This is a genomic window from Aquabacterium humicola (assembly GCF_030167915.1).
In the GTDB taxonomy this organism is placed as follows: Bacteria; Pseudomonadota; Gammaproteobacteria; order Burkholderiales; family Burkholderiaceae_C; genus Pseudaquabacterium; species Pseudaquabacterium humicola.
Genome location: NZ_JARGNB010000012.1, coordinates 39,245 through 51,657 on the forward strand (window position 1 = coordinate 39,245; position 12,413 = coordinate 51,657).

Consider the following 12,413-nt stretch of genomic DNA (forward strand, 5'->3'; position numbering starts at 1 on the left):
GTCAGGCCCGGAACCAGGTGGTGCCCTGCGGCGAATCCTTCAGCTCGATGCCTTGCCCGGCCAGCTCGCGGCGGATGCGGTCCGCCTCGGCGAAGTTCTTCGCCTGCTTGGCCGCGGTCCGCGCGTCGATCAGCGACTGGATGGTCGCTTCGTCGAGCGCGCTGCCGGCCTGCAGGTAGGCGCGCGGCGCCTGCTGCAGCACGCCAAGCGTGCCGGCCAGCCGGCGCAGCAGCGCCGCCGTCTGGGGGCTGCGCGTGCGGTTCAGCTCGGTGGCCAGCTCGAACAGCACGGCCAGCGCGGCCGGCGTATTGAAGTCGTCGTCCATCGCCGCGCGGAAGTCGGCGGCCTGCGGCTGCGTCCAGTCCATCGGGGTGTCGTCGGCCGCCGGCAGGTCGATGCCGTCGAGCGCCGTGTAGAGCCGGCGCAGCGCGACGCGCGCGTCCTCGAGGTTGACGTCGCTGAAGTTGAACGGGCTGCGGTAGTGCGTGCGCAGCATGAAGAAACGCAGCGTCTCGCCGTCGAACTTCTGCAGCACGTCGCGGATGGTGAAGAAGTTGCCGAGGGACTTCGACATCTTCTCGTTGTCGACGTTCAGGAACCCGTTGTGCAGCCAGTAGTTGACGAAGGGCTTGCCCAACGCCCCCTCGCTCTGCGCGATCTCGTTCTCGTGGTGCGGGAACTGCAGGTCCATTCCGCCGCCGTGGATGTCGAAGTGCTCGCCCAGCACCGCGCAGGACATCGCCGAGCACTCGATGTGCCAGCCCGGCCGGCCGTCGCCGTAGGGGCCGGGGTACTTCGCGTCGGCCGGCTCGTCGGCCTTGGCCGCCTTCCACAGCACGAAGTCGAGTGGATCGTCCTTGCCGTCGGCCACCGCAACGCGTTCACCCGCGCGCAGTTCGTCGATCGACTTGCCGGACAACTTGCCGTAGCCGGCGAACTTGCGCACGGCGTAGTTCACGTCGCCGTTGTCGGCGCGATAGGCCAGGCCCTTCTGCTCGAGCGTGCCGATCAGCGACAGCATCTGCGGCACGTACTCGGTGGCGCGCGGCTCGTGCGTCGGCGGTGCGATGCCGATGGCGCCGATGTCCTCGCGCATCGCGGCGATCATCTCGTCCGTCAGCTGGCGGATCGTGATGCCGCGCTCGACCGCGCGCTTGATGATCTTGTCCTCGATGTCGGTGATGTTGCGCACGTAGGTGACGCGGTAGCCGCTCGCCAGCAGCCAGCGGTAGACGACGTCGAAGGCCATCATCATGCGCGCGTGGCCCATGTGGCACAGGTCGTAGATCGTCATGCCGCAGACGTACATGCGCACGTGGCCGGGCTCGATCGGAACGAACGGCTCGATGCGGCGGTTGAGCGTGTTGTACAGGCGGAGGCTCATCGGCGGGACTGAACAAAACGGCCGACAGGTGGCGTGCGGGACGCCGGGTCGGCCGGTTGGTGTGCTTCGGAGGCTTGCCGCGGCGCCCCTGCGGTGTTCGGGGCGATGCGCCGGCGGCCAGTCATACAATCGATTCAGTATAGCGGCGCACCGCTGCGAGAACGCTTCGCAGCGCGCCGCATCGGTCACACACGGACCCGATGCCCCGACCCCATTTCCTCTTCCGTTCCCTCGCGGCGATCGCCGCGTTGTCGGCTGCCTGCGCGGTGCACGCGGCCGAGGGGCCGGACGTCGCACGTGAGATCGAGCGCCTCTACCGCGGCGGCGACACCACGCTCGCCTTCCAGCGCCTCGATGTCGCGCTCGCGGCCCAGGCGAACAGCCCACGGCTGCGTTTCCTGCGCGGCGTCATGCTGTCCGAGACGCGCCGCGAGGCCGAGGCCATCACCGTCTTCGAGCGGCTGACGCAGGACTACCCGGAGCTGCCCGAGCCCTACAACAACCTGGCCGTGCTGCATGCCGCGCGAGGCCAGCTGGACCGTGCGCGCGAGCTGCTGGAGCAGGCGCTGCGCTATGACCCGGCGTACTTCGCGGCGCTCGAGAACCTGGGCGACGTGTTCGTGCGGCTCGCCCAGCGGGCCTACGAGCAGGCCAGCGCGAACCCGCGCGCCGAGCCCGGCCTGCAGCGCAAGCTGAAGCTCGCGCGCGACGTCGGCGCACGCTGAACGCCCTTTCCCTCCCACCCCTTTCAGGAGACCGTCCCGGATGCGATCCACCCTCACGCGCTGGACCTTCGCGCTGGCCCTCGGCGTCGGCCTTTGCGGCGCCGCGGCGGCGCAGAAAGTGCGCCTGACGACCAGCGCCGGCGACATCGTCGTGCAGCTCGACGCCGAGAAGGCGCCGAAGTCGACCGCGAACTTCCTGCAATACGTGAAGGCCGGCCACTACAACGGCACGATCTTCCATCGCGTGATCGACAACTTCATGATCCAGGGCGGCGGCATGACCGCGGACATGAACGAGAAGGCGACGCGCCCGCCGATCGCGAACGAAGCGCGCAACGGGCTGTCCAACGAGCGCGGCACGATCGCGATGGCCCGCACCGCGGACCCGAACTCGGCGACCGCGCAGTTCTACATCAACGTGCGCGACAACCCCTTCCTCGACGCCGCGAATGCGCGCGACGGCCATGGCTACACCGTCTTCGGCCGCGTCGTCGAGGGCATGGACACCGTCGTCGAGAAGATCAAGACCGCACCGACCGGCATCAAGAACGGCCACGAGAACGTGCCGCTGAAGGCCATCGTGATCACCAAAGCCACCGTGGAGAAATGACATGACCAAGACCGTCGAGATGACCACCAGCGCAGGCACGCTGCGCATCGAGCTCGACGACGCGAAGGCTCCGGCCAGCGTCGAGAATTTCCTGGCCTACGTGCGCGCCGGCCACTACGACGGCACGGTGTTCCACCGCGTGATCAAGGGCTTCATGATCCAGGGCGGCGGCTTCGCGCCCGGCATGCAGCAGAAGCCCACGCGCGAAGCCATCGCCAACGAGGCGGGCAACGGGCTGAAGAACCAGAAGTACACGCTGGCGATGGCCCGCACCAGCGCGCCGCATTCGGCCACCGCGCAGTTCTTCATCAACACCGCCGACAACGAGTTCCTGAACTTCAAGTCCGAGTCGCCCCAGGGCTGGGGCTACGCGGTGTTCGGCAAGGTGGTCTCGGGCACCGAGATCGTCGACCAGATCGAACGCGTGGCCACCGGCCGCAAGGGCTTCCACGACGACGTGCCGAACGAGGACGTCGTGATCCAGAAGGTCGTGGAAGTCGCCTGAGGTCGACCCCCGACGTGATCGGCACGCTGCGCGCAGATCCGGCTTGGGCAGCGATCGACCTGCTGTCGGACGTGCATCTGCACGCGGCGATGCCGCGTACTTTCGAGGTCTGGCGCCGTCACCTGCTGACGACGCCGGCCGACGCAGTGCTGATGCTCGGCGACCTGTTCGAGGTGTGGGTCGGCGACGATGCCCGCTTCGGCGGCTTCGAGCGCGATTGCGCCGACGTGCTGCGCGAAGCGTCGTCCCGGCGCGCCCTCGCCTTCCTGCCGGGCAACCGCGACTTCCTGGTCGGCGATGCCTTGCTCGCCGAGTGCGGCGTGCGGCGCCTGCAGGAGCCGACGTTGCTCGACGCCTTCGGCCAGCGCCTGCTGCTGACGCACGGCGATGCGCTGTGCCTGGCCGATACCGACTACCAGCAGTTCCGGCGCCTCGTGCGCAGCGATGCGTGGCAGCACCGGTTCCTCGCGCTGCCGCTGGCCGAGCGCCAGGCGCAGGCGCGCGCGATGCGCGACGCGAGCGCTGCACACCAGGCCGGCCTGGCGTCCGAACAATGGTCCGATGTCGACGACGCCGCGGCGGCGGCGTGGCTCGTCGACGCCGGGACTGACGTGATGGTGCACGGCCACACGCACCGGCCGGCCGTTCACCAGCTGGCCGATGGCCGCCGGCGCTACGTGTTAGGCGACTGGGACCTCGACGGATCGCACCCGCGCGCTCGCATGCTTCGGCTGACAGCCGCGGGACTCGCCGAGCTGGACCTCGCATCCGGGCGCGCATGAAGGGGTTGCTTGCCCGCTGGCGCGCGCATCGCGAAGCGCGCGCGATCGAACGCCGCGCGATCCCCGACGAGCTCTGGGCGCTGACGCTGGCGCGCCTGCCCTTCCTCGGGCGCCGCTCGGACGACGACCTGCAGCGGCTGCGCGAGCTCGCCAGCCTGTTCCTCGATCAGAAGGAGTTCAGCGGCGCCAACGGCCTGGTGATCGACGACGCGATGGCGGTGTTCATCGCCGCGCAGGCCTGTCTCCCGGTGCTGCGCCTCGGCCTCGCGCCCTACCGCGGCTTCGTCGGCATCGTCGTGCATCCGGACGAGGTCGTGGCGCGGCGCGAGGTCACCGACGACGATGGCGTCGTGCATGCCTACGACGAGGTGCTCTCCGGCGAGGCGATGGAAGGCGGCCCGGTGATGCTGTCCTGGCACGACGTGCACGAAGCCGGCACCAGCGCGGAGTGGAGCTACAACGTCGTCATCCACGAGTTCGCCCATGTGCTCGACATGGGCGACGGCGAGGCCGACGGCGTGCCGCCGCTGCCGAGCGCCGCCGACCGGGACGCGTGGACCGCGCTGATCGATGCCGACTACGAGCGCTTCTGCGCCCGCGTCGACGCCGGCGAGGACACGGTGCTGGACCCGTACGGCGCCGAAGGCGTCGACGAGTACTTCGCCGTCGCCAGCGAAGCCTTCTTCGTCAACCCAAAGGCAATGCGCGCCGAGCACCCCGAGCTGTACGGGATGCTGGCGCGCTACTTCGATCAGGACCCGGCGAGCCACGCCGGGTGATCGTCCTCAGGCCGGCGTCGGCTCGGTCTTCGGCTTGTCGCTGCGGCGCGGCGGCTGGATGTCCAGCTGCACTTCGCCAGCGTCGTCGACGTCCACCGTCAGGCGGCCGCCGTCGACCAGCCGTCCGAACAGCAGTTCGTCGGCCAGCGCACGGCGGATCGTGTCCTGGATCAGGCGCTGCATCGGCCGTGCGCCCATCAGCGGGTCGAAGCCCTTCTTGGCCAGGTGGCCGCGCAGCTTGTCGGTGAAGGTGACCTCCACCTTCTTCTCGGCCAGCTGGCTCTCGAGCTGCAGCAGGAACTTGTCGACCACGCGCAGGATGATGTCCTCGTCCAGCGCCCGGAAGCTGACGGTGGCGTCGAGCCGGTTGCGGAACTCGGGCGTGAACATGCGCTTGATGTCGGCCATCTCGTCGCCCTGCTCGCGCTTGGTCGTGAAGCCGATCGTCGACTTGTTCATCGTCTCGGCGCCCGCGTTCGTCGTCATGATGATGATGACGTTGCGGAAGTCGGCCTTGCGCCCGTTGTTGTCCGTCAGCGAGCCGTGGTCCATGACCTGCAGCAGCACGTTGTAGACGTCCGGGTGCGCCTTCTCGATCTCGTCGAGCAGCAGCACGCAGTGCGGCTTCTTGGTGACCGCCTCGGTCAGCAGGCCGCCCTGGTCGAAGCCGACGTAGCCCGGGGGCGCGCCGATCAGGCGGCTGACCGCATGGCGCTCCATGTACTCGGACATGTCGAAGCGCAGCAGCTCGATGCCGAGGATGAAGGCCAGCTGGCGCGCGACCTCGGTCTTGCCGACGCCGGTGGGGCCGGAGAACAGGAACGAGCCGATCGGCTTGTCCGGCTTGCCGAGGCCGGAGCGGGCCATCTTGATGGCCGCCGCCAGCGCATCGATCGCCGGGTCCTGGCCGAAGACCACGCTCTTCAGGTCGCGATCGAGGTTGCGCAGCTTGCCGCGGTCGTCGTTGGACACGGACGCCGGCGGGATGCGCGCGATCTTCGCGACGATGTCCTCGACCTCGCTGCGGGTGATGGTCTTCTTCTGCTTGCTCTTGGGCAGGATGCGCTGCGCCGCGCCCGCTTCGTCGATCACGTCGATCGCCTTGTCGGGCAGGTGCCGGTCGTTGATGAACTTGGCCGACAGCTCGGCCGCCGCCTGCAGCGCGCCGAGCGCGTACTTGACGTTGTGGTGGTCCTCGAAGCGCGACTTCAGGCCCTTCAGGATCTCGACCGTCTGCTCCACCGTCGGCTCGACCACGTCGATCTTCTGGAAGCGCCGCGACAGCGCCGCGTCCTTCTCGAAGATGCCGCGGTACTCGGTGAAGGTGGTCGCGCCGATGCACTTCATCGCGCCGTTGGACAGCGCGGGCTTGAGCAGGTTGCTGGCGTCCAGCGTGCCGCCCGAAGCCGCGCCGGCGCCGATCAGCGTGTGGATCTCGTCGACGAACAGGATCGCGTTCGGCTGGTCCTTCAGCTGCTTGAGCACACCCTTCAGGCGTTGCTCGAAGTCGCCGCGGTACTTGGTGCCCGCCAGCAGCGCGCCCATGTCGAGCGCATAGACAGTCGACTCCGCCAGCACCTCCGGCACGTCGTTCTGCGTGATGCGCCACGCCAGGCCCTCGGCGATCGCCGTCTTGCCGACGCCGGCCTCGCCGACCAGCAGCGGGTTGTTCTTGCGCCGGCGGCACAGCACCTGGATCACACGCTCGACCTCGGCCTCGCGGCCGATCAGCGGATCGATCTTGCCGTCGCGGGCCTGCTGGTTCAGGTTCTGCGTGAACTGGTCGAGCGGCGAGCCCTTGGTCTCGGTCGCCTCTTCCTTCTCGCCTTCGCCGCTGCTCTCGTTGGACTTGGTCGGCTCCGGCGGCTCGGACTTCTTGATGCCGTGGGCGATGTAGTTGACGACGTCCAGGCGCGTCACGCCCTGCTGGTGCAGGTAGTAGACGGCGTGCGAATCCTTCTCGCCGAAGATCGCCACCAGCACGTTGGCGCCGGTGACTTCCTTCTTGCCCGAGCCGGTCGACTGCACGTGCATGATCGCGCGCTGGATCACGCGCTGGAAGCCCAGCGTCGGCTGCGTGTCGACCTCTTCGGTGCCGCCGACGGTCGGCGTGTTTTCCTTGATGAAGGTCGTCAGGCTCTTGCGCAGGTCGTCGATGTTCGCGGCGCAGGCCTTCAGCACTTCAGCGGCGGAAGGGTTGTCCAGCAGCGCCAGCAGCAGGTGCTCGACGGTGATGAACTCGTGGCGCTGCTGGCGTGCTTCAACAAACGCCATGTGCAGGCTGACTTCAAGCTCTTGCGCAATCATGCGGCCTCCATAATGCACTGCAGCGGATGCCCGGCTCGGCGGGCGGCGGCGAGAACCAGTTCGACTTTCGTCGCGGCGACGTCCTTGGTGTAGACGCCGCAGACGCCGCGTCCCTCGTGGTGGATCTTCAGCATGATCTGCGTGGCCGTCTCCAGATCGCGCTTGAAGTATTGCTGCAAAACCATGACCACGAACTCCATCGGGGTGTAGTCATCGTTCAGCAGCACCACCTGGTACATCTGCGGCGGTTTCGTCTTGGCCGTCTTGCGCTCGGCCACCACCGCACCCGCATCGTCCCGCCGCGGCACGACGGGCGGCGCGGGCGGTGGCGGGGGGGTCGAATCGGGCATGGTTCATTCTATCGAGTTGGGTGTCTGGCGAGGTACAGCCTTCGATGTTGCGGCGGCCGCGCCAGAAGCAAGCCGTGAAAAGCGGCGCGGCAGCTCGCCAGATGCCGGCACCGCGGTTTCTGCGCCGGCCCCCCGGGGGCGGCTTGTAGGGAGACCACGACAGCCTTCGGTCCAGATCGCCGCCTTGACGTGCATCTTTCGTGCCGACCAGAATTTTCCTGCGCAACACAAGATTGCTCAGGGAGTTCGACGTGAAGCAGACCGGAACGGTTAAGTGGTTCAACGACGCCAAAGGATTCGGGTTCATCGAACCCGATACCGGCGGCCCCGATGTTTTCGCCCATTTCTCGGCGATCGAGATGGAGGGCTTCCGAACCTTGAAGCAAGGCGGCAAGGTCCAGTTCGAGATGGTCCAGGGTCCGAAGGGCCAGCTGGCCCAGGGAATCCAGCCGGTGGCAGCCGACAACCGGGTACCCAGCGAGGCTTGACGGCCGGGGCGCGGCAGCCTGACGCTGCGGCGGCTCCGGAGCTCGACTCGAAAAAAAAGGCCCGCTCGCGCGGGCCTTGTTCGTCGTGGTGCCGAGCGGCTTACATGTGCTCGATCATGACCTGGCCGAAGCCCGAGCACGACACCTGCGTCGCGCCGTCCATCAGGCGGGCGAAGTCGTAGGTCACCTTCTTGCTCAGGATCGCCTTCTCCATCGACGAGATGATCAGGTCGGCCGCCTTGGTCCAGCCCATGTGGCGCAGCATCATCTCGGCCGAGAGGATCTCGGAACCCGGGTTGACGTAGTCCTTGCCGGCGTACTTCGGCGCCGTGCCGTGAGTGGCCTCGAAGCAGGCGACGGAGTCGGACATGTTCGCGCCCGGGGCGATGCCGATGCCGCCGACCTGCGCGGCCAGCGCGTCGCTGACGTAGTCGCCGTTGAGGTTCAGCGTCGCGATTACCGAGTACTCGGCCGGGCGCAGCAGGATCTGCTGCAGGAAGGCGTCGGCGATCGAATCCTTGACGACGATGTCCTTGCCGGTGCGCGGATTCTTGAACTTGCACCACGGGCCGCCGTCGATCGGCTCGGCGCCGAACTCGCGCTGCGCCAGCGCGTAGCCCCAGTCGCGGAAGCCGCCTTCGGTGAACTTCATGATGTTGCCCTTGTGCACCAGCGTCACGTTGGGCTTGTCGTTGTCGATCGCGTACTGGATCGCCTTGCGTACCAGGCGCTCGGTCCCCTCGCGCGAGACGGGCTTGATGCCGATGCCCGAGGTTTCCGGGAAGCGGATCTTCTTGACGCCCATCTCCTCCATCAGGAACTTGATGAGCTTCTTGGCCTTGTCGCTCTGCGCCTCGTACTCGATGCCGGCGTAGATGTCTTCCGAGTTCTCGCGGAAGATCACCATGTTGGTCTTCTCCGGCTCCTTCAGCGGGCTGGGCACGCCCTTGAAGTACTGGATCGGGCGCAGGCAGACGTAGAGGTCCAGTTCCTGGCGCAGCGCGACGTTCAGCGAGCGGATGCCGCCGCCCACCGGCGTCGTCAGCGGGCCCTTGATCGACACCACGTACTCGCGCAGCGCGGCCAGCGTCTCCTCCGGCAGCCAGACGTCGGGGCCGTAGACCTTGGTCGACTTCTCGCCGGCGTAGATCTCCATCCAGTGGATGCGCTTCGAGCCGCCGTAGGCCTTCGCGACCGCCGCGTCCACCACCTTGATCATGACCGGCGTGATGTCGAAGCCGGTGCCGTCGCCCTCGATGTACGGAATGATCGGCTGGTCGGGCACGTTCAGGGAGAAGTCCGCATTGACAGTGATCTTCTGCCCGCCCTCGGGCACCTTGATGTGCTGGTACATGTGGTTTGGCTCCGCGCGCTGCGCTTGACGTTGGGGTAAACCGGCAAATTTTATGTCACCGGTGCTGTCAACCGACCCTTCCGGCGACACGTTTCGTGGGTGCCTTCCCAATGAAGGAAGGTGAATTCAACTTTCGAAAGGCATTCACAAATGAACAAGCTCCTGGCCGCCCTGATCGCCGCCGCTTTCGCCACCACCGGCGCTTTCGCTGCCGACGCCAAGAAGGAAGAGAAGAAGGCCGAGGCCCCGGCCGCCGCCGCTTCGGGCGCGAAGAAGGAAGAGAAGAAGGCCGAGCCGGCCAAGAAGGAAGCCAAGAAGGAAGAAGCCAAGAAGTAATTCTTGCTTCGACCCGGTCGCCCTCGCGGCGACCGGCTTCGACGAGACGCCCGGCCCCGCCGGGCGTCTTCGTTTCCGGCCCCGTTGTCGCCCCGAGATAATTGCGCCGACCGCCCTCTCCGCCTGCCATGACGCCGATCCGCCCTCGCCTTGCTTCCTTCGTGCTGGCCGTTGCCGCGCTTGCCGGCCCCGCCCTGGCGCAGCAGCCGCAGCAACTGCCGACGGTGAAGCTCAATGCCGGCATGCACAACATCCAGGCCCAGGTGGCCCAGACCTTCGACCAGCGCCAGGTCGGCCTGATGTACCGTCGCGAGATGCCAAGCAACGAGGGCATGCTCTTCGTGTTCGAGGAACCCTCGAAGCAGTGCTTCTGGATGCGCAACACGCTACTGCCGCTGACGATCGCCTTCGTCGCCGACGACGGCACCATCGTCAACCTGGCCGACATGCAGCCGCTGTCCGAGGCCTCGCACTGCTCGGCCAAGCCGGTGCGCTACGCCCTCGAGATGAACCAGGGCTGGTTCGCCAAGCGTGGCATCGCCCCCGGCGCGAAGCTCGGCGGCGCGCCGTTCTCGAAGTAGACGTCGACCTTTCGGCCGGCCGCTTCAGGCCGCGAGCCGGATCGTGAAGCGCATGCCCGGCACCGCCGGGCGGGTGGCGGCATCGAGCCGGCCGCCCATGCGCTCGATGATCTCCCGCGCGATCGCCAGGCCCAGGCCGGTCCCGCCGTCGTTGCGCAGGTCGGCGCGCTCGCCGCGCCAGAACGGTTCGAACAGGCGCGGCAGCAGCTCGGGTGCGACGCCCAATCCGTCGTCCTCGACCTCGACGGTCGCCCCGTCGCCGCTGTCGGAGGGCTGCACGCGCAGCACGATGTGCGGGCCGCCGTACCGCAGCGCGTTGTCCAGCAGATTGACGACCACCTCGCCGAACCACAGCGGGTGCACGCGCGCGGCCACCGGCGCCGGTGGTGCGTCCAGCACCACGCTGCGGCCTTCGCGCAGGCCGCGCAGCACCAGCGGCTCGGTCGCTTCGCGCAGCAGTGGCACCAGCTCCTGCGGCGCATGGTCGGCATCGACGCCCAGCGCCGTCTCGGAGCGGGCCAGGCTCAGCAGCTGGCCGATGAGCCGGGCCATGCGATCGCTCGACGCGAGCAGCTGCGCCAGCACCGGCTCCCAGCGCGGTTCGCTGCCGTCCGACGCCAGGGCGGCGAGCTCCAGCTGCAGGTCCTGCACCAGCACGCGGATGCCGGCGACCGGCGTGCGCAACTGGTGCGCCGCGTCGGCGATGAAGCGGCGCTGCACGGACATCGTGTGCTGCACGTTGTCCAGCAGCGTATTGATGCGCTCGATCAGGGGCACGGCTTCGGCGGGCACGTCCTGCAGCGGCAGCGGCCGCCAGTCCTGCGCATCGCGGGCCGCCACCTCGGCGGCGACATCACGCAGCGGCTGCAGGCCGCGCCGGATGCCCCACGCCAGCAGCGAGAACGTCAGGGAGCCGAGCGCGACCGACGGCAGCACGATGCCGATCTGGATGTCGCGCGTGGCCTGCGCGCGCTTGCGCGTGCTCTCGACGACGACGATCGACACCGCGCGGTCGAGCATCGGCGACATCACCGAGAAGACGACCCCCCGCACCGGCTCGCCGCCGTAATGACCGTCGAACACCGTCGGCTGGCCGGTGCTGCGGCGGTGCCATTCCGGCACCGGCACCTGGCCGTCGCCGGCCAGCACGTTGCCGTCGGCATCGACCATCGCGAAGGCATTGCGGTCGGCGCGGTCCCAGGTGATCAGCTCCATCGCTTGGCGGCTCAGGTCGAGCAGCGGGCCGCGATCGGTCCACACCACCTTGGCCGCCAGCGCGCTCGCTTCATCCTGCAGGCCGCGGTCGAACGCGGCGTTGGCGGCGGCGCGCGCCAGCAGCAGCGCCCCGGCGACGGCCACGACCATACCGAGGGCCCAGACCCAGAACAAGGGCTGCAGCAACTGGCGTCGCAGGCTCGGGCCATGCCGGCGCCCGGCGGACGGGGAGCTCATTGGCTTGGTGTCGTCGGGAGACGCTCGTTCAGGCCGGGCTCTCGCCGGCCAGCGCCGGCTCCATCACGTAGCCGAAGCCACGCACCGTCTTGATCACGACGCCCAGCTCGGCGAAGCGCTTGCGCAGCCGGTGCACGTAGACCTCGACCGAGTTCTCGCTGAAGTCCGACTCCCAGCTCGACAGGGTCGAGACGATGCTCTCCTTCGGCACGACGCGGCCGGCACGCTGCATCAGCAGCTGCGTCAGCGCGATCTCGCGCGGGCTCATGCGCACGCGCTCGCCGCGATGGGTGAGCTCGCGGTTCGCGACGTCCAGCGTCAGCTCGCCGACCACCAGCACCTCGTCGATGCGGCCGTCGGCCCGCCGCTTCAGCGCGCGCACGCGTGCCACCAGCTCGGGCAGGTCGAAGGGCTTGACGAGGTAGTCGTCGGCGCCCGCATTGAGGCCCTGGACCCGGTCGTTCAGGTCGTCGCGGGCCGTCAGCAGCAGCACCGGCAGGCGCGCACCACGGCTGCGCCAGTGCCGAAGCACCTCCATGCCGTCGCGGCGCGGCAGCCCCAGGTCGAGCACCGCCAGGTCGTAGGCCACCGCCAGGCCCTCGGCCATCGCCTGCTGCCCATCCCCCAGCACGTCCACGCGCCAGCCTTCGCGTTCGAAGGCCCGGCCGATGCCCAGGCACAGCGCACTGTCGTCTTCCACCAGCAGGATTCGCATGGGCCAGCATGCTAGCGAGGCGCCGGCGCGACCGTGAGCGGGAAG

The 12,413-nt window shown here is 68.3% G+C and carries 14 protein-coding genes; 8 read left to right on the forward strand and 6 right to left on the reverse strand.

The window, feature by feature from the left end; all coding sequences use genetic code 11:
- Position 1: 1 nt before the first annotated feature.
- Complete coding sequence (gene cysS / locus P1K89_RS31055; RefSeq protein WP_284620430.1) at positions 2 to 1,384, reverse strand: cysteine--tRNA ligase; 1,383 nt, start codon at positions 1,382 to 1,384, stop codon at positions 2 to 4.
- Between the two features lie 200 nt (positions 1,385 to 1,584).
- Here cysS and P1K89_RS31060 point away from each other — a divergent pair, with 200 nt between their 5' ends.
- The 5 genes from P1K89_RS31060 to P1K89_RS31080 are packed head-to-tail and all read left to right on the forward strand — an operon-like array spanning position 1,585 to position 4,785.
- Positions 1,585 to 2,109, forward strand: coding sequence for a tetratricopeptide repeat protein (locus tag P1K89_RS31060; protein WP_284620431.1), 525 nt, complete (start codon positions 1,585 to 1,587; stop codon positions 2,107 to 2,109).
- Between the two features lie 40 nt (positions 2,110 to 2,149).
- Positions 2,150 to 2,719 (forward strand): peptidylprolyl isomerase, encoded by a 570-nt coding sequence (locus P1K89_RS31065; protein ID WP_284620432.1) that lies wholly within the window; start codon positions 2,150 to 2,152, stop codon positions 2,717 to 2,719.
- A gap of 1 nt (position 2,720) precedes the next feature.
- Positions 2,721 to 3,224, forward strand: a complete 504-nt coding sequence (locus P1K89_RS31070; protein WP_284620433.1) for a peptidylprolyl isomerase — start codon at positions 2,721 to 2,723, stop codon at positions 3,222 to 3,224.
- A 14-nt stretch (positions 3,225 to 3,238) separates the two neighbouring features.
- Positions 3,239 to 4,006 (forward strand): UDP-2,3-diacylglucosamine diphosphatase, encoded by a 768-nt coding sequence (locus P1K89_RS31075; RefSeq protein WP_284620434.1) that lies wholly within the window; start codon positions 3,239 to 3,241, stop codon positions 4,004 to 4,006.
- Positions 4,003 to 4,785, forward strand: coding sequence for a M90 family metallopeptidase (locus P1K89_RS31080; RefSeq protein ID WP_284620435.1), 783 nt, complete (start codon positions 4,003 to 4,005; stop codon positions 4,783 to 4,785). Before P1K89_RS31075 ends, P1K89_RS31080 begins: the two co-directional genes overlap by 4 nt.
- Positions 4,786 to 4,791: 6 nt before the next feature.
- Here P1K89_RS31080 and clpA read toward each other — a convergent pair whose 3' ends face one another.
- Positions 4,792 to 7,092, reverse strand: a complete 2,301-nt coding sequence (gene clpA, locus P1K89_RS31085) for an ATP-dependent Clp protease ATP-binding subunit ClpA (protein ID WP_284620436.1) — start codon at positions 7,090 to 7,092, stop codon at positions 4,792 to 4,794.
- The gene (gene clpS / locus P1K89_RS31090; protein ID WP_284620437.1) at positions 7,089 to 7,442 is read right to left on the reverse strand and encodes an ATP-dependent Clp protease adapter ClpS; all 354 of its coding nucleotides are present in this window, start codon (positions 7,440 to 7,442) and stop codon (positions 7,089 to 7,091) included. The genes clpA and clpS overlap by 4 nt, the downstream gene beginning before the upstream one ends.
- 251 nt (positions 7,443 to 7,693) lie before the next feature.
- Between clpS and P1K89_RS31095 the strand changes: the two genes are divergently transcribed.
- Entirely contained in the window at positions 7,694 to 7,930 is a 237-nt protein-coding gene (locus P1K89_RS31095; RefSeq protein WP_284620438.1) for a cold shock domain-containing protein, read from the forward strand.
- A 100-nt stretch (positions 7,931 to 8,030) separates the two neighbouring features.
- Here the strand turns inward: P1K89_RS31095 and icd are convergent, their stop codons facing one another.
- Entirely contained in the window at positions 8,031 to 9,284 is a 1,254-nt protein-coding gene (icd, locus tag P1K89_RS31100) for an NADP-dependent isocitrate dehydrogenase (protein ID WP_284620439.1), read from the reverse strand.
- A gap of 150 nt (positions 9,285 to 9,434) precedes the next feature.
- Here icd and P1K89_RS31105 point away from each other — a divergent pair, with 150 nt between their 5' ends.
- Positions 9,435 to 9,620 carry a hypothetical protein gene (locus P1K89_RS31105; protein WP_284620440.1) on the forward strand — a complete coding sequence of 62 codons (186 nt, stop codon included), beginning with the start codon at positions 9,435 to 9,437 and terminating at the stop codon, positions 9,618 to 9,620.
- Positions 9,621 to 9,748: 128 nt separating this feature from the next.
- Positions 9,749 to 10,201 (forward strand): DUF192 domain-containing protein, encoded by a 453-nt coding sequence (locus tag P1K89_RS31110; protein ID WP_284620441.1) that lies wholly within the window; start codon positions 9,749 to 9,751, stop codon positions 10,199 to 10,201.
- A gap of 24 nt (positions 10,202 to 10,225) precedes the next feature.
- On the opposite strand, the gene P1K89_RS31115 is transcribed toward P1K89_RS31110, so the two are convergent.
- The gene (locus P1K89_RS31115) at positions 10,226 to 11,653 is read right to left on the reverse strand and encodes a sensor histidine kinase (protein ID WP_284620442.1); all 1,428 of its coding nucleotides are present in this window, start codon (positions 11,651 to 11,653) and stop codon (positions 10,226 to 10,228) included.
- A 28-nt stretch (positions 11,654 to 11,681) separates the two neighbouring features.
- Positions 11,682 to 12,368 (reverse strand): response regulator, encoded by a 687-nt coding sequence (locus tag P1K89_RS31120; protein ID WP_284620443.1) that lies wholly within the window; start codon positions 12,366 to 12,368, stop codon positions 11,682 to 11,684.
- Positions 12,369 to 12,413: the final 45 nt, after the last annotated feature.